This is a genomic window from Paucibacter sp. KBW04 (genome assembly GCF_003852425.1).
Classification (GTDB): Bacteria; Pseudomonadota; Gammaproteobacteria; order Burkholderiales; family Burkholderiaceae_C; genus Paucibacter_A.
In genome coordinates, this window is the sequence record NZ_QAJN01000014.1 from 150,369 (window position 1) to 169,546 (window position 19,178).

At 63.2% G+C, this 19,178-nt stretch carries 15 protein-coding genes, 3 tRNA genes and 1 other RNA gene; 7 read left to right on the top strand and 12 right to left on the bottom strand.

What is annotated here, in order from left to right; genetic code table 11:
• Positions 1 to 103: 103 nt before the first annotated feature.
• A complete protein-coding gene (gene dnaX, locus DBR47_RS17580) occupies positions 104 to 2,395 on the bottom strand; it encodes a DNA polymerase III subunit gamma/tau (RefSeq protein ID WP_124452424.1) in 2,292 nt (763 codons plus the stop codon).
• Between the two features lie 104 nt (positions 2,396 to 2,499).
• Between dnaX and DBR47_RS17585 the strand changes: the two genes are divergently transcribed.
• The 4 genes from DBR47_RS17585 to DBR47_RS17600 all read left to right on the top strand — a co-directional run bounded on the left by DBR47_RS17585 (position 2,500) and on the right by DBR47_RS17600 (position 8,432).
• The gene (locus DBR47_RS17585; RefSeq protein ID WP_124452427.1) at positions 2,500 to 3,624 is read left to right on the top strand and encodes an AIR synthase-related protein; all 1,125 of its coding nucleotides are present in this window, start codon (positions 2,500 to 2,502) and stop codon (positions 3,622 to 3,624) included.
• 97 nt (positions 3,625 to 3,721) lie between these two features.
• Positions 3,722 to 3,818: signal recognition particle sRNA small type (ffs, locus tag DBR47_RS17590), an RNA gene on the top strand.
• 407 nt (positions 3,819 to 4,225) lie between these two features.
• Positions 4,226 to 7,888 carry a response regulator gene (locus tag DBR47_RS17595; protein WP_124452429.1) on the top strand — a complete coding sequence of 1,221 codons (3,663 nt, stop codon included), beginning with the start codon at positions 4,226 to 4,228 and terminating at the stop codon, positions 7,886 to 7,888.
• Positions 7,889 to 8,024: 136 nt separating this feature from the next.
• A complete protein-coding gene (locus DBR47_RS17600; protein WP_124452431.1) occupies positions 8,025 to 8,432 on the top strand; it encodes a two-component system response regulator in 408 nt (135 codons plus the stop codon).
• 82 nt (positions 8,433 to 8,514) lie between these two features.
• Here DBR47_RS17600 and DBR47_RS17605 read toward each other — a convergent pair.
• From DBR47_RS17605 to tolB, 7 genes are all read right to left on the bottom strand, one after another.
• Positions 8,515 to 8,590: transfer RNA gene (locus DBR47_RS17605), tRNA-Lys, on the bottom strand.
• 53 nt (positions 8,591 to 8,643) lie between these two features.
• Positions 8,644 to 8,719: transfer RNA gene (locus tag DBR47_RS17610), tRNA-Lys, on the bottom strand.
• A 78-nt stretch (positions 8,720 to 8,797) separates the two neighbouring features.
• Positions 8,798 to 8,873: transfer RNA gene (locus tag DBR47_RS17615), tRNA-Lys, on the bottom strand.
• A 53-nt stretch (positions 8,874 to 8,926) separates the two neighbouring features.
• Positions 8,927 to 9,751, bottom strand: a complete 825-nt coding sequence (locus DBR47_RS17620; RefSeq protein WP_124452433.1) for a ThiF family adenylyltransferase — start codon at positions 9,749 to 9,751, stop codon at positions 8,927 to 8,929.
• Positions 9,752 to 9,871: 120 nt separating this feature from the next.
• Complete coding sequence (gene ybgF, locus DBR47_RS17625; RefSeq protein WP_124452435.1) at positions 9,872 to 10,657, bottom strand: tol-pal system protein YbgF; 786 nt, start codon at positions 10,655 to 10,657, stop codon at positions 9,872 to 9,874.
• Position 10,658: 1 nt separating this feature from the next.
• Complete coding sequence (pal, locus tag DBR47_RS17630) at positions 10,659 to 11,189, bottom strand: peptidoglycan-associated lipoprotein Pal (protein WP_124452436.1); 531 nt, start codon at positions 11,187 to 11,189, stop codon at positions 10,659 to 10,661.
• 89 nt (positions 11,190 to 11,278) lie between these two features.
• Positions 11,279 to 12,520: a Tol-Pal system beta propeller repeat protein TolB gene (gene tolB / locus DBR47_RS17635; protein WP_231512381.1), complete on the bottom strand. Its 1,242-nt coding sequence runs from the start codon at positions 12,518 to 12,520 to the stop codon at positions 11,279 to 11,281.
• 561 nt (positions 12,521 to 13,081) lie between these two features.
• Here tolB and DBR47_RS17640 point away from each other — a divergent pair.
• From DBR47_RS17640 to DBR47_RS17650, 3 genes are read left to right on the top strand one after another with little or no spacing between them, the layout of a single operon-like run.
• On the top strand, positions 13,082 to 13,453 hold the full coding sequence (locus DBR47_RS17640) for a response regulator transcription factor (protein WP_124452440.1): 372 nt from the start codon (positions 13,082 to 13,084) through the stop codon (positions 13,451 to 13,453).
• Positions 13,450 to 14,097, top strand: a complete 648-nt coding sequence (locus DBR47_RS17645; RefSeq protein WP_124452442.1) for a chemotaxis protein CheC — start codon at positions 13,450 to 13,452, stop codon at positions 14,095 to 14,097. Before DBR47_RS17640 ends, DBR47_RS17645 begins: the two co-directional genes overlap by 4 nt.
• A gap of 39 nt (positions 14,098 to 14,136) precedes the next feature.
• Positions 14,137 to 15,462: a GGDEF domain-containing protein gene (locus DBR47_RS17650; protein ID WP_124452444.1), complete on the top strand. Its 1,326-nt coding sequence runs from the start codon at positions 14,137 to 14,139 to the stop codon at positions 15,460 to 15,462.
• A gap of 37 nt (positions 15,463 to 15,499) precedes the next feature.
• On the opposite strand, the gene rng is transcribed toward DBR47_RS17650, so the two are convergent.
• From rng to rsfS, 4 genes are all read right to left on the bottom strand, one after another.
• The gene (gene rng / locus DBR47_RS17655; RefSeq protein ID WP_124452446.1) at positions 15,500 to 16,987 is read right to left on the bottom strand and encodes a ribonuclease G; all 1,488 of its coding nucleotides are present in this window, start codon (positions 16,985 to 16,987) and stop codon (positions 15,500 to 15,502) included.
• Positions 16,988 to 17,112: 125 nt separating this feature from the next.
• Complete coding sequence (locus tag DBR47_RS17660) at positions 17,113 to 17,721, bottom strand: nucleoside triphosphate pyrophosphatase (RefSeq protein ID WP_124452448.1); 609 nt, start codon at positions 17,719 to 17,721, stop codon at positions 17,113 to 17,115.
• Between the two features lie 80 nt (positions 17,722 to 17,801).
• Positions 17,802 to 18,269 carry a 23S rRNA (pseudouridine(1915)-N(3))-methyltransferase RlmH gene (rlmH, locus tag DBR47_RS17665; protein WP_124452450.1) on the bottom strand — a complete coding sequence of 156 codons (468 nt, stop codon included), beginning with the start codon at positions 18,267 to 18,269 and terminating at the stop codon, positions 17,802 to 17,804.
• A 31-nt stretch (positions 18,270 to 18,300) separates the two neighbouring features.
• On the bottom strand, positions 18,301 to 19,071 hold the full coding sequence (rsfS, locus tag DBR47_RS17670) for a ribosome silencing factor (protein ID WP_124452452.1): 771 nt from the start codon (positions 19,069 to 19,071) through the stop codon (positions 18,301 to 18,303).
• Positions 19,072 to 19,178 lie beyond the last annotated feature (107 nt).

Genomic DNA, 19,178 nt, shown 5'->3' on the forward strand with positions numbered 1-19,178 from the left:
ATGTTTGGCGGTCAAGCCGCCAAGCATTGCCGTCCCCCTGGGGGACCGACCAGACTCGCCCACGTTCAGCGGGGCGAGATTGGGCGAGGGGCTCATTTTCACTTCAATGAGATTTGATCGAGCCGGGCACGATGCGCGCCGTCTTGAACTGCGCCATCAAGGCCTGGGCCAGCGGGTCGCGGATGACGATCTGCTCCACCTCGCGCTGGCGGGCCTGCGTCAGCGCCGCATCGCGCAGGGCCGGTGAATCATGGGCCACACCGGCCTCCAATTCGATCACGACCTTGCGCTGCATGGCCACCTCAAGTGCGGCCTGCAGCTTGTCCTTCAAGACCGACTGGCGCAGAGATTCTCGCTCCACCCGCAGACGCCAGATCACCGTGTCGCCCTCTTCCTCGCGGCCCACGCATTGCGAGCGCACCGCCAACTCACGCGTCAGCGCGGCCAGGCCCATGGGGCGGATCTGCTCGGCCCAGAGCTCGCCCAGGGGCGTGGGTTGCAGGGGCACATCCTCACCCGCAGTGGACTGGTAAGCCCGGCGTTCAGCACCGTTGCGGGACGCGCGCTCGGCCATTGGGGTCGGCTCACCGCCCTCATCGCGACCGGCGCCCTGGCCTTCATCAAAAGCCTCATCGCCTGTTTGCGCGCCAGCAAATGAGCCAGCAAATGAGCTTACAAAGGCCGCACCATCCTCATCGCCCATGGGTGCATCCAACCAAGGCGGTGGTTCGCCTTGAGCGCTGCCACCGCCCGCGCTCTCATCCGGCTCGGGCTCGGCCTTGTGCACGACAGCACGCGGCCGCAGGCGGGCGCTATGCCCGCCACCGTTCTCCACCATGGGGCGACGCAAACCCGCCGAAGGCGAGGCCGTGGTTTCAAGCACGGGCGCCGCAGCCGCAACAGGCTGGGCAGGCTCCGCCACGACAGCAGGCTCGGCAGGCACGGGCGCTTGGTAAGCGGCGGCAGGCGAAGGCCGCTCGGCAGGAGCGGCGGCTGCGACCGGCGCCGGTGCAGGGGCTGGTGCAGCGACAGGCTCAGGCTGGGCCTGAGGAGCAGCCGGGGGTTCTTCGGGTGGCGCTTCTTCAACAGCGGCCACCGGGGCCGCGGCTTGTTGCGCCGTCACGGCCGGTCGGGCTGCTTGCGAAGCGGCGTGATTCTGCTGCGGCAAGGCAGGCACATGCTGAGCGAGGGTCGGGCTGCGCGGCGCGACGGCGGTCGCCACCGCACCCGCCTGCGGGCCACGCGACGCGCGCGCCAAGGCTGCCGCCGGGGCCACGCCCTCGGCCCGCCCCGCGCCCTGCGGGCGGAAGCTGAGCATGCGCAGCAAGACCATCAGCAAGCCCGCGTATTCATCCGGCGCCAGGGCCAGCTCTTGCCGGCCATGCAAGGCCATGCTGTACATCAGCTGAATTTCGTCGGCCGGCAGCATGGCGGACAGGCGCTGAGCCTCGGCCGTATCGGGATCGGTTTCGTCGAGGGCGGCGGGGGCCACCTGGGCCACGGCCATCTGCTGCAGCAGACCGGCCAGATCCTCCAGCGTGCCCGCAGCCGACAGGCCCAGGCCACGCAATGTGTCGGCCTGTGCCACCACGCCCACGCCGCTGGCGGCGATCAAGGCCTCGAGAATCGCCACCACATGGCCACGATCCACCGTGCCCAGCATCTGGCGCACGCCGTCTTCGACCAAGGCCCCCGCACCAAATGCGATGGCCTGGTCGGTGAGCGACAGGGCGTCCCGCATGGAGCCCCGCGCGGCACGCGAGAGCAGGCGCAAAGAACCCGCATCGGCGGCCACGTTCTCGGCTTGCAGAACCTGGGTCAGATGGCTCAGCACGGTTTGCGGCGCCATCGGCCGCAAATTGAACTGCAGGCAGCGCGACAAGACAGTCACCGGCACTTTTTGCGGATCGGTGGTGGCCAGCACGAATTTCAGATAATCCGGCGGCTCCTCCAGCGTCTTCAACATGGCGTTAAAGGCGGTGTTCGAGAGCATATGGACTTCGTCGATCATATAGACCTTGAAGCGACCCATCACCGGCTTGTAGACCGACTGATCCAGCAGCTGGGAGATCTCCTCCACGCCGCGGTTGGAGGCAGCGTCCAGCTCCACATAATCAACGAAGCGACCTGCATCGATGTCACGGCAGGCGTCGCAGACGCCGCAAGGCGTGGCGGTAATGCCGCCCTGGCCATCGGGGCCGGTGCAGTTCAGGCTCTTGGCCAGGATGCGCGAGACCGTGGTCTTGCCCACCCCGCGCGTGCCGGTGAACAGATAGGCATGATGCAGGCGTTGCTGCGTCAGTGCATTGGCCAAGGCCTGCACCACATGCTCCTGGCCCACCAACTCTTCAAAGCTGTGGGGGCGGTACTTTCGCGCGAGAACCTGGTAACTCATGGGGGCAGATTCTAAGTCGGCGCACCGCTCGCTTTCGGGCTGCGCCAGCACTTGCGCAAACAAGCACAAGGACCAAGCCCAGACCTGACCGATAATCCTGCCCCATGAGCACGCATGCCCCCTCCTCTCCCGACACCCTCAGCTACGAACAAGCCGGGGTCAACTACGACCTGATCGACCCTTTGAAGATCAGCGCCCAACGCGCGGCCGCCGCCACCGGAGCCCATCTGGCCGGCCACGGTTTCAGCGAGGTGCTGGCCTCGCGCGGCGAATCGGCCTATGTGGTCGATGTGGGCCCCTTCTACATCGCCTCCATCGTCGAATGCCTGGGCACCAAGACCCTGGTCGCCGATGAGATGCGCCAGCTGACGGGCAAGAGCTATTACGACGGCATCGCCCAAGACACCATCGCCATGGCCATCAACGACCTGATCACCGTGGGCGCCACGCCCCTGGTCGTGCAGGCTTACTGGGCCGCCGGTGGCTCGGACTGGTTCGGCGACAAGCTGCGCGCGCAAAGCTTGGTCGAAGGCTGGAAGCGGGCCTGCGACACCTGCCAGGTCGCCTGGGGCGGCGGCGAGACGCCCGCCCTGGCCGGCATCGTGGAGAGTGGCCGCATCGACCTAGCCGCCTCCTGCACCGGCCTGATCAATCCCAAGGAGCGCCTCTCGGTGGGCGATAAGCTGGGCGCCGGCGACGCCATCGTGCTGCTGGCCTCCAGCGGCATCCACGCCAACGGCCTGTCCCTGGCCCGCAAGCTGGTGGAACGCCTGCCCCAAGGCTATCTGACCGAGATCGAACCGGGCCTGACTTATGGCGACGCCCTGCTGGCCCCGACGGTGTTGTATTCGCCGGTGACAGAAGCCCTGTTCAAGGCCGGCATTCAGCCGCATTACTGCGCCAATATCACCGGCCACGGCTGGCGCAAGCTGCTGCGCCACCCCGGCCAATTCACCTACCGCATTCACACCGTGCCCCCTGTCACCCCGGTGCTGAAGTTCATGCAAGAGCATGCCAAGCAAGACGACCGCGAGGCCTACTCCACCCTGAATATGGGCGCGGGCTTTGCGATTTTTGTGCCGGCAGCGGACGCTGCTCGCACCGTCGAGGTTGCCAAGGCCTGCGGCATTGACGCTTGGGTCGCCGGGCAGCTCGAAGAAGGCGAAAAGCAGTTGTTGATCGAGCCGCTGAACATCCGCTTCAGCGACGACGATCTGCAACTGCGCTGATCCCCGCCGCACTTTTCGCTGCACAAAGGCCTCATTCGAGGCCTTTTTTCATGGGCATTGCCCGGAGGCCTTGCGGGCATCGCTTACAATGCTTTTTGACGGGCCTCCTCGCATGGAAGCGCGGCCAACCGGGTCAGATGGGGAACCAAGCAGCCCTAACCGTTGTGACCAGTGCCGGGGCAAGGCTCGTCAACCCCAATTCGTTGTTCCGCAACTCCCCCTCCATCCTCAGCGCGCCGAACTCCGCGTTCCGCCTCGCTGACGCGCCCCCCTCCCCAAGCAATCCCTTAGCAATTCGCTGCTGGCGCTCGCCAGCCCCTTGCTGGGCCGCGGCATGCCCATGGCGGCGTCTAACGCTCAATTGCCCGGGCCCCTTGAGGCAAAAGGCCTCAAATCTCCCCGATGTCGGTATTCCCGGACAAATGCCGCAGGAGTAACGCCCTAGTGAGCGCAATTGCGGCACACTCGCTGCTATTCAAGGCCGGCCCGGCAGAGGGTGATCACGGGTATTGAGCTAGCCCAGCATGTGCCGCTCTGAACCCAGGCTCACAACACCGCCAGGCCTTGTTGAACTCCTTCACGCGAGAAACCCAGCACCGGCATGAGGCTCACGAGATCCAAGTTCTCTTACAACGTCTGGATTACGGCGGCGCTGATCTTGCTGCTGGGCGTGGCGTTTGCGGTCTATGGCATGCTGGAAAAGCAGGTGGATCGCACCTTCGAAGCCCGTCACCGCTCGATCTTGCTCGCCAATGAGTTGCGCCAGTCCTCGGACGACCTGACCCGCATGGTCAGAACCTATGTGCTGACCCGGGACATCCGCTACAAAGAACATTACCAAGCGATCCTCGACATACGAGACGGCAAGCGCGGCCGCCCGTTGGAATACCCCGGTATCTACTGGGATCTTGCCGACACCCACCCGGAGAAGCTGTCACCCACACCCGGCCCCGCCGTGCCCTTGCTGGACTTGATGAAAGCCGCCGGCTTCACCGAGGCCGAGCTTGAGAAATTGGCAGAGGCCAAGGCCAACTCGGACGGTCTGACCCGGGCCGAATTCACCGCCATGCAGTGGATTGAAACCCAGGGCCCCAATGCCGCCAAGCTGCATGAGCAAGCGCGCCAGATTCTGTTTGACGACAACTACCACCGCGCCAAGGCCGCCATCATGGCGCCGATTGCGGAGTTCGATCAGATCGTCGGTGAGCGGACCCTGGCCGCCATCCGCGAAGCCCAGTACAAGGCCACGCTTTTGCGCGTGGCTTGCTCGCTCTTGGGGCTGGGCCTGATGGCCATGCTGGTGCTGACGCACCGCACCCTGAAGGCCACCCTGGGCGAATCGGTGGACGTGGTCTACGAGCACATCCACCGCCTGGGCCAGCTGGACTTTTCCAATACCATCGAGGTCGCGGCCCAGCATCAGGAAAGCGTGTTGGGCTGGCTGGCTCAGACCCAGACCAAGCTGCGCGAAAACGAATTGGAACGCCAGCAATACGCCCTCGCCCAGCAAGACCGCGAGGCCTTGATCAGCCATATCGTTGAGTCCAGCCCCTTGAGCTTTATGTTGTCCGACCAAAGCGGCCGGATTCTGATGGTCAACAAGGCCTTTTACCAATACTTCGGCGTCACGCCAGCCGACTTCGACAGCCTCTCCGCGCAGGAGTTTTATGTCGACAAGCAGCAGCGCCAAGGCCTGCTGGAAACCCTCAAACGGGAGGGCGTGGTCATCAATGCCGAGGTGCATTTTCGACGTCGCGATGGCTCCGATTTCTGGGTCTATCTGAGCTTGTCGGCCCTACAGCAAGCCGGTAAGCAATTGATGTGCGGCTGGTGCGTGGACATCACCGACCACAAGCTGGCGCAAGAGAATTTACAGCGCGCCAAAGAGCTGGCCGATGAAGCCGCACAGTCCAAGAGTTTGTTCCTGGCCAATATGAGCCATGAGATCCGCACGCCCATGAATGCCGTCATCGGCCTGTCCGAGCTGATGGGCCGCACCGAGCTGAGCCCGCGGCAGCGCGACTACATCGACAAGATCAAGCATTCCGGCCAGCACCTGCTGGGCATCCTGAACGACATCCTGGACTTTTCCAAGGTCGAGTCCGGCATGCTGGTGACCGAGCAAGTCAGTTTCGAGCTTGAAACGGTGATGCAAAACCTGGCCAATCTGATCTCACAAAAAGCCCAGGACAAGGGGCTGGAGTTGATCTTCCACATCGCCACTGACGTGCCACCCTGCTTGCGCGGTGACCCCCTGCGCCTGGGCCAGATTCTGATCAACTACGCCAATAACGCGATCAAATTCACCGAGCATGGCGAGATCAATATCTCGGTTTCGGTGGTGCCGCCGACCGAGGTCGCAGCGGCAGGGGCGACAGGAGCAGCAGGTGCTGCCTCCGCCAAGGATGAAACATCGATCACCCTGCGCTTCGAGGTTCGCGACACCGGTGTGGGCCTGAGCCAGGAGCAGATGAGTCGCCTCTTCCAAAGCTTCTCCCAGGCCGACAGCTCCACCACCCGCAAGTACGGCGGCACCGGCCTGGGCCTGGCCATCAGCAAGCGACTGGCCGAATTGATGGGCGGCCAGGCCGGCGTGCACAGCGCGCCGCAAATGGGCGCCACCTTCTGGTTCACCGCCCAACTCGGGGTGGAAGCGGCTTTGAACCGCCCCGCCCGCGCGCCCGCCCGCCTGGTCGGTTGCCGCGCCCTGGTGGTCGATGACAACAGCAACGCCGCCGAGGTGCTCCAGCAGATGCTGGAAGACCTGGGCCTGCAGGTCGAGAACGCCTACTCAGGCATGGCCGCCTTGCAGGCCTTGGACACGGCCGCCCAGCAGCAAGCACCGTTTGAGCTCGTGCTGCTGGATTGGCAGATGCCCGAGATGGACGGCGTCCAGACCGCCACCAGGATTCGCGAGCGCGCCTACGCCAAGCCGCCGCTGCAAATCATGATCACCGCCCACGGCCGGGAAGATGTCTACGACCAGGCGCGGGCCGCAGGCATTGGCGAGGTCTTGCACAAGCCAGTCACCCCGACCATGTTGCTGTCCACCCTGAGCCGGTTACTCAGCCCCAGCGACCGAGAACAAGCGGGCCCGCCGGGGTTTGCAGAGGCCCAGGCCGCGCTGCAGCAATTGCTCGCGCCTTTGCGAGGCGCCAGGCTTTTGCTGGTGGAAGACAATGAGTTGAATCAGCAAGTCGCCTCTGAACTGCTGGAGGATGCCGGCTTCGCCGTCGACATTGCCAGTGACGGACGAGAAGCCCTGGACAGACTCAACACAAACAGCTACGACCTGGTCTTGATGGATATGCAGATGCCGGTGATGGACGGCGTCAGCGCCACCCGTGAGATCCGCCGCCGGGGCTTGCAACCGCAACTCCCCATCCTGGCCATGACGGCCAATGCCATGCAGATTGACCGGGAGCGCTGCCTGGATGCGGGCATGAATGACTTCCTCAGCAAGCCGATCGAGCCGAACGAGCTTTGGAGCGCTTTGGCACGCTGGATTCAACCTCTGGCCAAACTCGGTCAGTCAAGAGCGCCCCTGCCCCGCAATATCTTTGACGCCGCGGGTCTGGTGCGAGCCGAAGCGCCTGGCAAAACCGAGCTGCCCGCGCATATCGAGGGCCTAGACCTGAAGCTCGGGCTGCGCCGGTTGAATGGCAAAACCAGTCTCTACCTGGAGTTGTTGCAGAAGTTCGTGCATTCGCGCGGACACGCCGCACAAGAGTTGCGCCAACTACTCAATCAAGGCGAGCGCAGCGACGCGGAACGACTCAGCCACACCTTGAAGGGCCTGGCCGGCAATATCGGCGCCACCGAATTGCAAAGCGCCATGTCCGCTGTCGAGTCTGGTCTGCGCAAGGACAGCACTAGCGCCGAGCTGAGCGCTTTGTTGGGCCTGGCCGAGTTGCAGCACCACCGGGTGATCAAAAATATCGCCCTGGCCTTGCATCTGGATGCGGCTCAGACGCCCGCTGGCGCAGACGGCAGAGACGGCAAAGACGGCGGCGGCGACAGCGCAAGCCCCGAGGCCGACAAGCAGACCTCGGCGCAACTGATGCAAGAAGCCGCACGCGAAATGGCGGACGTGTTGGCGCAAGACAGTGCCGAAGCCTTTGACATCTTCACCCTGCACCAGCAAAAGCTGCAGAGCTTGCTGGGAGAGCGCCTGCAAGCCTTTCAGGCGGCGCTGAACGACTTCAATTTCGGCGAAGCCTTGACGGTACTCGCCCGGGCCCGGGCCGATCTCGACAATGTGTGAATCACGCAGCTTTTGTGCGGCGGCTGCATTCCCCGGTTAGAGTCGGGCTAACGCGCGGCGAAGACGGGACCCCAAACCGGCCACAAGCAATTTCGCCGGCCAAGAATGACAAGAATCGCCCAGAAAGAAAACGCCCATGACCAGTGCCAGTGAAGCCCCTGTGAAACCCGTCATCCTGCTGGTGGACGACGCCCCGGAAAACCTCTTTCTGATCAGCTCCCTGCTGAAAGACAGCTACCGGGTCAAGGCCGCCACCGGCGGCACTCGCGCGCTGGAGATCCTCGGCAATAGCCCAGATGTGGGACTAATTCTGCTGGATGTGATGATGCCGGTGATGGATGGTTACCAGGTCTTGCAGGCGATCAAGGACAACCCCCTGACCCGCGACATCCCTGTGATCTTTCTCACCGCCTTGGGCGAAGGATCGGATACGGCCCACGGCCTGAGCCTGGGCGCGGTGGACTATTTATCCAAACCCGTGGACGCCCCCATGCTGCTGCAAAGAGTCAGCCAGCATCTGCGCCGCCAAAGCTCAGCCGCCTGAGTTCGCCTGGCGCTGAACAGCGCCACAGAATAAAAAAAGCACCTGAAGCGTTCGCGCCAAGTGCTTTTTTGTTTCTTAATTTTGGTGGGCCCTGAGTGACTCGAACACTCGACCTACGGATTAAGAGTCCGCTGCTCTACCAACTGAGCTAAGAGCCCTGCTTTAAAAAAGCACCCATCGCTTGCGCATCAGGTGCTTTGTTTCTTAATTTTGGTGGGCCCTGAGTGACTCGAACACTCGACCTACGGATTAAGAGTCCGCTGCTCTACCAACTGAGCTAAGAGCCCTACAACTTAAAAATTACTTCGCAATCAATTGCTTGGTAATTTCCAGCCTCGCATTATAGCATATTTTCACGCTAATTCTGGTGGGTCGTGCGGGACTCGAACCTGCGACCTACGGATTAAAAGTCCGCTGCTCTACCAACTGAGCTAACGACCCGAACCGTGCGAAGCCTATGATTGTAATACAGTTTTTATTGGCTTAGCAATATTTCAAGCCAAATTTCTTAGAAGAATCTTTTTCACCAACTCCGCCGCGGCCGCCATGCCAAAGCTGGCGGTCACCATCACGCTCGAACCATAGCCGTGGCAGTTCAGCGTGCCGTCGACATCACAGGCCTCGCCGCCCTCCTCGGACGCCGCAGGCAGATGCACGGTCTCGCGTGAGAAGACACAGGACAAGCCCAATTTGCCCGAGCGCGGCGCGCCGTACTGCTTGCGCAAGCGCTGGCGCAGGGAGGCCGACAAAGGGTCGTGCGTCACATCGGCCAGGTCGGCCACGCTGAGCAGATGCGGCTCACGCTTGCCACCTGCTGCACCGACGGTGACAAAAGGCAAATGCTGCGCCCGCGCCCAGGCGGCCAGCACGGCCTTGGCGCGCACCTGATCGCAGGCATCGATCAAGCCGTCCAGCGCCAAGCTCGGCTCGCCCAGCAGGGCGGGCCAATTGTCCTCGGCCACAAACTCTTCAATCACCCGCACCTGGCAATCGGGATGAATATCATGGATGCGGGCCCGCAATGCCTCGGCCTTGGCCATGCCCACGGTCGAGCCCAGGGCCTGCACCTGGCGGTTGATATTCGACTCGGCCACCTGATCCAGATCGATCAAGGTCAAGGCCGCCACCCCGGAACGGGCCAGCGCCTCGACAGCCCATGAGCCTACGCCGCCCAGACCAACCACGGCCACATGCGCGCCGCGCAGGCGGGCATAGCTGGACTGGCCGTAAAGCCGACGCAGGCCGCCAAAACGGCGCTCGGCATCCGCCGCATCGATGTCGCCAAAGCCAGAAAGGCCGGGGGCTTGTTGTTCTTGCATGGCTGGATTTTAGGGCTGGGTCCGGGGACGATTCTTGCAGACAGAAAAAAGGCCCTGCATGCAGGGCCTTGGGGGCATCAGAAGCGCGGGGTCAGGTCTTGCCTGCCGGCCGATCTCAATTCAACGCAGCGAAGCCAGGCGCTCCTTGCCTGCTTGCGCCGCATCGGTGCCAGGGTAGGCCTTGATGAGGTCTTGCAAGCTACGGCGCGCGGCCTTGTTGTCCTTCAGCTCGATCTGGCAATTCGCCAGTGCCAGCAGGGCCTCACCCGCACGCGGATGCGACGGGTTGGCGGCGATAAAGGCCTTGAAGGTGGCGATCGCCTCCTTGTAGTCTCGCTTGCCGTATTGGGCATTGCCCAGCCAGAAGCGCACCGAATCGCCATAGCCACTGGCCGGGAAGCGCTTGCTGAAGCTGACGAAAGCGGCGGCCGCCTCGTCAAAATCACCACGTCGCACCAGGCCCATGGCCGCTTCGTACTGGCGGCGCTCTTCCGGCTCGACCTGGAAGTCACGACCATCCAAGCTGACCTTTTGCGGCTCCAGCGGTTTCAGACGTGAATCAAGGGCCTGCGTCTGATCACCGACCTTGCGCTGAGTCTCCGACAACTCGCGCGCGAGTTGTTCGTTCTGACCGCGCAGCTTGGCGATCTCGCTGCGCAAAACATCCAGCTGCGAGTTCAGGTCCAACAGGCTGCGCCGCAAAGGGTCAAGCTGTTGCTGCAATTGCTCGGCGCGTTGGCGCTGAGCATCTTCGCTTTGCTGGATGCGGCCGCGCAGATCGAGAATGGCCTTGCGAGCCTCCTCATCCTCGAACAAGCCGGCACGTGCCGGCATGCTCAGCAAGGAGGCGCTGGCCAAGAGGGCCAGCAAGGAGGCGCGACCAAATCCAGAACGCAAGCCGCTCATCTCACTTGTCCTTCAGCTCGACGCGGCGGTTCTTGGCCCAAGCGGCTTCGTCACTGCCGGTCGCAGCGGGACGCTCTTTGCCGAAGCTCACGGCCTCGACTTGCGAGGCGTTCACGCCCAGCAGAGTCAACGACTTGGCCACGGCCTCGGCGCGCTTTTGGCCCAGGGCCAGGTTGTATTCACGGCCGCCGCGCTCGTCGGTATGGCCTTCCAGGCTCAGGGCCAGCTTGCGGTCGTTGTTCAGGCGCTTGGCATGAGCATCGATCAGGCCGCGGTACTCATCCTTGACGGTGTAGCTGTCGAAGTCGAACAGCACCACGCGCTGATTGGCCACGGCCGCAGTCAGTTGGGCGCCCAGGTCCACGGTCGCGACCTTGGACTCGGCCACCGGCTGAGCATTGGTGTTGTTGCTGGTGGTCGGCGCGACCGGGCGGGTTTCGACCGGAGCGGGCTCGTCCAGCTTGACGGCAGAGCCGCAGCCAGCCAGGGCGGCCGCAGCCAACAGGGTCAGTGCATAGCGTGTGATTTTCATTCTCGGTTCACTCCTCTAGGTTTCGCAATGGATTGCGCGGAAATCCGCCGCCCGCATTGTCGGAGCAACGGAAAAAAACAAAACTTTGATCAACGGTTGAAGGGCCCCCAATTGGGCTCTCTGACATCGGCCAGGCTGGAGATCAGCTTGGCCTTGATCTTGCCGTCCAAGGTGGTGGTCATCAGCACATCACGCCCGCCCACGCGGGTGGCGTAGACCAGCAAGCGGCCATTGGGCGAGAAGCTGGGGCTTTCATCGTCGCTGGTATCGCTGATCTGCTGGACCGTGCCGCTGGCCAAGTCCATCACACACAGACGGAAAGTACCGCCGTTCAAGCGCGTGATGAAGGCCATGCTGCGACCATCGGGGCTGATGGCCGGGCTGATGTTGTAGTTGCCACTGAAGCTGACCCGCTCCGCCGCGCCGCCGGCCAGAGACATGCGGTAGATCTGCGGGCCACCGCCACGGTCGCTGACGAAGTAAAGGGAGCGGCCGTCCGGCGAGAACACCGATTCGGTATCGATGGCCGAGCTTTGCGTCAGGCGGCGCAAGCCACCGCCATCGCGGTTCATGATGAAGAGTTGCGAGCCGCCCTCGCGCGACAACGTCAAGGCCACCTGCTGCCCATCGGGCGAGAAGCTGGGCGCACTATTGGTGCCGCGAAAATCCGCCAACACGCGGCGGCGGCCGGTGGACAGGTCTTGAATCCAGACCACGGCCTTGCGCGTCTCAAAGGACACATAGGCCAGCTCCCGCCCATTGGGCGACCAAGCGGGCGAGATGATGGGGTCAGGGCTTGCCAGGGCGACCTGGCCGCCCTCGCCATCGGCATCGGCGATGCGCAAGGTGTAGCGACCGCCGGCCTTGGTGACATAGGCCATGCGGGTGGCAAACACGCCGCGCTCGCCGGTCAGCTTTTGGTAGATGGCATCGGCAATGCGGTGGGCCGCCAGGCGCACGTCTTCGCTGGCGACGGCATGGGCTTCGCCGCCCAAATCCTGGCCTTTGACCACATCCCAGAGCTTGTAGCGCAGATCAATACGGCCATCGGCCAGCCGGGTGGCCGAGCCGGCCGCCAAGGCGTCGGTATTGCGGCCACGCCATTCGTTCCAGGCCGGGGAGCTGCCCTCGAACATCGGCGTGGGCGCATCGATGATGCGGAACTGGCCGCTGCGCTCCAGATCGGCACGGATGATGGCCGCTACCGCCTGGCCGCTGCGCGCCTCGTCGCGGAAGTCGGGCAAGGCAATCGGGATCTGGCTGCCGCCCACACCCGAAATCTCAACGCGGAACTGGGCCCAGCTGGGCAGAGCCACAGCGCCCAGCGCCATGGCCGTCGACTGCGCCAAGCCACCCAGGGCGGCTCGACGCGAGAGAGAAAAATTCATGGCTGTTGATGCCTCTTGGCAGGCGGCTGGGTTCTGATCAGGCATGCGGCTCACAATCATTGCATTCGGTTTGCACTTGGTTCGCAGGGGGGTCGAACTTGGGGCCCTGCGCGGCAGGCTTCCGACTGGCCGGTATTTTGCCCCAGGCCAGTCCCAGGCTCTTCTGGCACTTCTTCACCAAAGCAAAGCCTGCGCACGGACAACGCACATTGCTGCGCATTATCGACCCTGTGCTGAGCACCGAGCCCGCCAGGCCGTACCGAAGCCGTTGAAGATTTGTCTCCGCATTGTGACCAGGCGTAAACGAGCCGATACGCAGCCTGGGCCCTATGCCCACAGCGACAAGGCTCAGCGGATGTCAAACAAGGCCGACAACACCCTTCTATTCTTAGCCTTTATTTTGCAGACAAGGCCCAAGTCTTCCCGCAGAATTGGCCTGGGTCCAAGAAGCTACCCGCCCTTTTTGACGGTATCGTCCGGGGCTATTTTTTGAGGCGGAGTGATATGTCTAATCCCTTGAAGATTCTGGTGGTCGACGACAGCAAAGTGTCGCGTGCCGTCATCATTGCCCTGATCATGACGCGCCTGCCTCATGCCACCGTGGTTGAAGCCGGCGATGGCCAGGCCGCCGTCGAAACCGCAACGCGGGAGCAACCCGATCTGGCCATTCTGGACATCAATATGCCGGTGATGAGCGGCCTGGAAGCGGCCGAGCAGATCCAACAGCACTCGCCCCATACACGCCTGGCCCTGCTAACCGCGAACGCCCAGGACGCAATGCGCCAAAAGGCCCAGGCCCTGAATGTGCCCTTGTTCAAAAAGCCGGCCAAGGGGGATGTGCTCGATCAAATCTTGGCTCTGCTGGAGGCAGCGTGAGGACGCAGCTCAGCGAGCTGGAGCGCGACGCGCTGGCCGAGGCCTTCAACCTCGCCCTGGGTGAGGCGGCAGCCTCGTTTGCGGACATCGTCAATGAAGAGATTCATGTCACGGTGCCCGAGGTTGAGATCCTGACCCGCAAGGAGTTGGTGCAACGCCTGGTCGACCTGCCCAGCGCGCAGGACAACCCGACGCTGTGTAGCATCTCGCAGACCTTCCACAGCGCCGACGCCCATCTGGCCACCGAAACCTTGCTGCTCTTCCCCGAGCGCGGCGGTCTGGACATCGTGCGCCGCATGCTGGGGGACACCAGCACGCCGCTGGAGCATGTCAGCGAGCTGGAACAAGATGCCCTGGGCGAGATCGGCAACATCATCATGAACAGCTGCATGAGCAGCCTGGCCAATATCTTCAGCACCGAGATGATTGGCACTTTGCCCGGCGTCGAACGGGTGACGCCGCAGGACTTGTTCCGCCACCACGGGCAAAGCGATGTGGTGCTGGTGGCCCGCATCGGCATGTCGCTGAGCAGCCAGAATGTGACGGGCTATGTGCTCTTCCTGATGGACCTGCCTTCGCTGGCCAATGTGATCAAGTTGATTCAACGCTTCTTTGACCTCCCTGAGGATGACGAAACCCCCTGAGCAGCGGCCCCAGGGCCCTGCCCAGCGGCGAGGACAACGATGCACCACGCTTTAGAAGCCCTTGAACTCGGCATCATCGTGCTGGATTCCCTGGGGCGCATTGAACTCTGCAATCGCTGGGTGTGTGAGCGAGCACGCCTGAGCACATCCGTCGTCGGCCTGGACCTGGCCGAGGCCTTCGGCACCGCCATAGATCCACGCCTGCTGCAAGCCAGCGTCGAAGCACTGGCGCGGGGCCGCTCCAGCCGGCTCTCACACGCCTTCCACCCCATGCCTCTGCCCTTGTTCCCACTGCGGGGGCCGGCGGCGGAACGGATTCACCAGGCGGTGGACGTGCTGGCCGTCAGCCGGGGCGAAAACCGGCAATGCGTGCTGCAGATCCGCGATATGTCGGAGACGCTGCGGCGCGAGAGCATGCTCAAACAGCAATCGCTGCAACTGGCCGAGGAACTGGCCCGCCTGCGCCAGACCCAGGACGAGTTGGCCCGCCAAAGCCTGCGCTTCAAGGAGATGGCTCGCCTGGCCCCGGTCGGTCTGTTTGAAACCGATATGCAGGGCCGGCTGACCTATTGCAATGACCGTGGCCTGGAAATGCTGGGCCTGGACGGCCCGCAGGACCTGGGGCGCAACTGGACCAGTGCGCTCTCGGCCGCCGCGGCCGATGCCCTGCATCAACGCTGGATTGCCGCCACCGAATCGGCCACCCGCCTGAACGAGGAGTTCCACATCGCCAGGCAAGGCCAGGAGGAGCGCTGGCTACGCCTGGAGGCCGGCCCCATACGCGACTCGGCCCAGGCGCCGGTGGGCTTTATCTGCACACTGATGGACGTGACCGATCTGCAGCAGCGGGCCCAGCACCACGAGTACCGCGCCAATCACGACCCGCTGACCGGCTTGCCCAATCGCGCCCGCTTTGAGCAACGCCTGCACGCCGCCCTGGCCGGCGCCCAACGCCTGGACTCGCATCTGGCCGTGGTCTATCTGGATCTGGACGGCTTCAAGCTGATCAATGACCAGTACGGCCACGCGGCCGGCGATGTAATTCTGCAGACCGTGGCCAGCCGCTTGCGCAAGCATTTGCGCGGTGACGATATGGTGGCCCGGCTCGGTGGCGATGAGTTCGCCCTGCTCTTGCTGGAGGCCCCCCAGGAGCAGGACCTGGACTATCTGCTGGACAAGCTATCCAAAGCCATCAATATGCCCATCAGCCTGCCGACAACAGAGGCCAATGTCCGCGTGCATGTGGGCTGCTCCATGGGCCGGGCCCTCTTCCCCGAGCATGGTCAGACGCTAGAGGACTTGCTGGCCCATGCCGACCGGGCCATGTACGAGCAGAAAAGCTCGCGCAAACGGACTGAAGGCTAAGGGCCTGCGACCCTCGGGCCGTGGGCCTTGCACGCAATTACAACAGCACGATGTCGTAATGCTCGGTCTGGTTGGAAGGCTCGGCGGTCAGTGAAATCGGCTTGCCGATGAAGTCCGAAAGACCGGCCAGATGCTGGCTTTCTTCGTCCAGCAGCATCTCCACCACATTGGCGGCGGCCACGACACGGAACTCCTTGGGCGAGAACTGGCGCGCCTCGCGCAGGATCTCTCGCATGATGTCGTAGCAGATGGTGCGGGCCGTCTTGACCTGACCACGGCCTTCACAGGTCGGGCAAGGCTCGCACAACATGCGAGAAAGCGACTCACGGGTGCGCTTGCGCGTCATCTCCACCAGACCCAGCTGGGTGAAGCCGCCCAGGGTGACTTTGGTGCGGTCCTTGGCCAGCTGCTTGCGGAACTCGCTCAAGACCGCGCTCTTGTGCTCCTCGCGCGTCATATCGATGAAGTCCACGATGATGATGCCGCCCAGATTGCGCAGGCGCAGCTGGCGGCTGATGGCGCCGGCCGCCTCCAGATTGGTCTTGAAAATCGTGTCGTCGAAATTACGCGCACCGACAAAGCCGCCGGTGTTGACGTCGATCGTGGTCATGGCCTCGGTTTGATCAAAGATCAGGTAACCGCCCGACTTCAGATCCACCCGACGCGCCATCGCCCGGCCGATCTCGGCGTCGATATTGTTCAGGTCAAAGATGGGTCGCTCGCCCCGGTAATGCTCCAGCTTGGCGGTGGCCGCCGGCATAAAGGTCTCGCCAAAAGCGTGCAAGACATCGAACTGCATCTTGGAGTCGATGCGGATGGAGCCGGTGCGCTCATTGACCAGATCGCGCAGCACCCGCTCCACCAGGCTCAGGTCCTGATGCAGCAAGGTCGCCGGGGGCGAGTTGAAGGCCTTCTCGCGAATGCGGCCCCAGGCCTTGCGCAGATAGGCGATGTCGGAGGCCAGCTCCTCATCGCTGGCATCCTCGGCATTGGTGCGCAGGATGAAACCACCGCCACCGCCCTCTTCGGGCTTACCCACCAAGGTCTGCATCCTTGCGCGCAAGGCCTCGCGCGCCTCGGGCGAGCCGATTTTTTGCGAGATGCCGATGTGATCGTCCTGCGGCAAAAACACCAGCATGCGCCCGGCAATGCTGATCTGCGAGGACAGGCGCGCGCCCTTGGTGCCTATCGGGTCCTTGATGACTTGCACGGTCAGGGACTGACCCTCGAACAGCAAGCGCTCGATGGGCGTGGCCACCCCGGCCTCGGCATGGTGGTTGCGCGCCTGCGGCGCCGCGCCGTTGAGATGCAGATCGGCCACATGCAAAAAGGCCGCCCGCTCCAGGCCGATATCGATAAAGGCCGACTGCATGCCCGGCAGCACCCGGGCGACCTTGCCCGAATACACATTGCCGACCAGGCCGCGCTCCAAGGTGCGCTCCACATGCAGCTCTTGCACCGCGCCGTTTTCAACCACGGCCACACGCGTTTCCTGGGGCGTCCAGTTGATCAGAATATCTTCCATGGGATCTCAAACCTCGAATGCTGTCGCCTGGCCAGCGCAGCACGGCGCCGGGCCGGGCAGGCGACAAAACTCGACTTGAATTATTCAGCCTGATCCGGGCGGCAATCCCCGGATCAGGCCTTGAATCAGAAGCGCAGACCGATCTTGCGCAATAACTGGGCTGTTTCAAACAGAGGCAGACCCATGATGCCTGAATAGCTGCCCTCGATGCGAGAAATCCAGGCCGCGGCCTGACTTTGTATCGCATAAGAACCCGCCTTGCCGAAGGGCTCGCCGCTGGCCACGTAGCGCCGCAGTTGCTCGGCATCCACATCGGCGAAGTCCACGGTCGAATCATTCAGCGCCGCTTCGCTTTGCCCAGCGGGCGTGGCCACCGCCACGGCGGTGATGACGCGGTGGCTTTGGCCCGCCAAGCGGCTGAGGGTCTGCAAAGCGTCTTCGGCGTCCACCGGCTTGCCCAGAATCAACCCGCCTAGGGCCACGGTGGTGTCAGAACAAAGCACCGGCGCCGGCGTCAAGCCGCGCGCCTGCAAGCGATTCAGCGCCGCGCCCAACTTGGCCTGGGTGACGCGGGCCACATAGTGCTCGGGCACTTCGTGCGGCAGCACCGCCTCCAGGCCCTCGGCATCTTCTTCGGGGCCGGGCAGCAGCAATTCATAGCGCACGCCAAGTTGCTCCAGCAGTTGGCGGCGCCGCGGGCTTTGCGAAGCGAGGTAGAGAAAATCAAAGCTCATGGTGACCCTGAAAACTCAAACAAAAAACGGGCAAGAAAAAAGGCCGGGGCTGTGTCAGCCGCGGCCTGGTCTGGTCAAGATCACTCGCGGTGATAGGGGTGGCCCGTCATCACCGTCCAGGCTCGGTACAGGCCTTCGGCCAGCAGCACCCGGGCAAAAGCATGAGGCAGAGTCAGATCGGAGAGCCGCAAGGTCTCGTCGGCCGTGGCCTTGAGCGCAGGGCTCAAGCCATCGGGCCCGCCGATGATCAAGGCCACATCGCGGCCATCGCCCATCCATAGCTTCATGCGCTCGGCCAGCTGCATGCTGGTACGACGCTCGCCACGTTCATCCAGGATGACGCGGCGCACGGCTTTGGGCAAGGCTGCCTCGATGCGGGCGGCCTCGGCCGCCATCAACTGCTCGGCCGTCTTGCTGCCCCGGGTCTCGGCCTTGACGGCCTTCAACTCCAGCCGCATCTCGGGCGGAAAGCGCTTGGCGAAATCCTCATAAGCGCTGTCCGCCCAGGCCGGCTGACGCTGGCCCACGGCGACTAAAAACAAACGCATGGTTTGTGTTTGAGGTCTTCAGCCGCTGGCTTTAAGCCCGCGAGCTGCTCTTCTTGGCAGCCGGCTTCTTGGCGGCCACGGTCTTGCTGGCGACCTTCTTCGCTGCCGGCTTGGCGGCGGCCTTCACTGCAGGCTTGGCAGCAACCTTCTTGGCCGCGACCTTCTTGGCGGCCGGCTTGGGCGCGCCCACCTTGATGGTCTTGCTGGCCGGGGTCTTGACGCCCACGGTGCGGGTGACGCCCTTCTTGGCCACGACCTTTTTGGCTGCCGTCTTGGCCGCAGGCTTGGCTTCGGTCTTGGCTGCGGCTTTCTTCGCCGCTGGCTTCTTGGCCAGGGTGACAGGGCCCAGCAGTGCCTCTTCCTTGGCGCTGGTCTTGGAGGCGGTCTTCTTGGCAGCGGCCTTCTTCTTGGCCGGCGCTTCCTCGTCGCCCGAGGCCTTGACCAGCTTGGTCTCGGCGTCACTCATCTTCATATTGACCGGCTTACCGCCCCAGATTTCTTCCAGGTGGTAGTAGTCTCGGATGGCGGGCTGCATCACGTGCACGACGGCGGCACCGCAATCCACAATGATCCATTCACCGTTTTCTTCACCTTCGCAGCGCAGCACCTCCATATCGCGCTCCTTGACCGTCACGCGAACGCTGGAAGCCAGCGCCTTGGTCTGACGGTTGCTGGTGCCCGAGGCGATGATCACGCGCTCAAACAAGGGCGAGAGATGCTCGGTATTGAAGACCACAATGTTTTGGGCCTTCACATCTTCCAAACCATCGACGATGGCGCGTTGCAACTTACGAATGTCCATTCAGTACTCACTGTAATTGGACTTGCGCAAAATCGTTCCAGCTAGGCCACAGGCGCCGCAGACAGTACCTAGGTACGGCAAGGCGCCTGAACAACGCTGGAGCGGTT

Coding starts and splice junctions, on each gene's coding strand:
- dnaX (WP_124452424.1), bottom strand. CDS start 2,395: ATGAGTTACCAGGTTCTCGCGCGAAAGTACCGCCCCCACAGCTTTGAA.
- DBR47_RS17585 (WP_124452427.1), top strand. CDS start 2,500: ATGAGCACGCATGCCCCCTCCTCTCCCGACACCCTCAGCTACGAACAA.
- DBR47_RS17595 (WP_124452429.1), top strand. CDS start 4,226: ATGAGGCTCACGAGATCCAAGTTCTCTTACAACGTCTGGATTACGGCG.
- DBR47_RS17600 (WP_124452431.1), top strand. CDS start 8,025: ATGACCAGTGCCAGTGAAGCCCCTGTGAAACCCGTCATCCTGCTGGTG.
- DBR47_RS17620 (WP_124452433.1), bottom strand. CDS start 9,751: ATGCAAGAACAACAAGCCCCCGGCCTTTCTGGCTTTGGCGACATCGAT.
- ybgF (WP_124452435.1), bottom strand. CDS start 10,657: ATGAGCGGCTTGCGTTCTGGATTTGGTCGCGCCTCCTTGCTGGCCCTC.
- pal (WP_124452436.1), bottom strand. CDS start 11,189: ATGAAAATCACACGCTATGCACTGACCCTGTTGGCTGCGGCCGCCCTG.
- tolB (WP_231512381.1), bottom strand. CDS start 12,520: ATGGCGCTGGGCGCTGTGGCTCTGCCCAGCTGGGCCCAGTTCCGCGTT.
- DBR47_RS17640 (WP_124452440.1), top strand. CDS start 13,082: ATGTCTAATCCCTTGAAGATTCTGGTGGTCGACGACAGCAAAGTGTCG.
- DBR47_RS17650 (WP_124452444.1), top strand. CDS start 14,137: ATGCACCACGCTTTAGAAGCCCTTGAACTCGGCATCATCGTGCTGGAT.
- rng (WP_124452446.1), bottom strand. CDS start 16,987: ATGGAAGATATTCTGATCAACTGGACGCCCCAGGAAACGCGTGTGGCC.
- DBR47_RS17660 (WP_124452448.1), bottom strand. CDS start 17,721: ATGAGCTTTGATTTTCTCTACCTCGCTTCGCAAAGCCCGCGGCGCCGC.
- rlmH (WP_124452450.1), bottom strand. CDS start 18,269: ATGCGTTTGTTTTTAGTCGCCGTGGGCCAGCGTCAGCCGGCCTGGGCG.
- rsfS (WP_124452452.1), bottom strand. CDS start 19,071: ATGGACATTCGTAAGTTGCAACGCGCCATCGTCGATGGTTTGGAAGAT.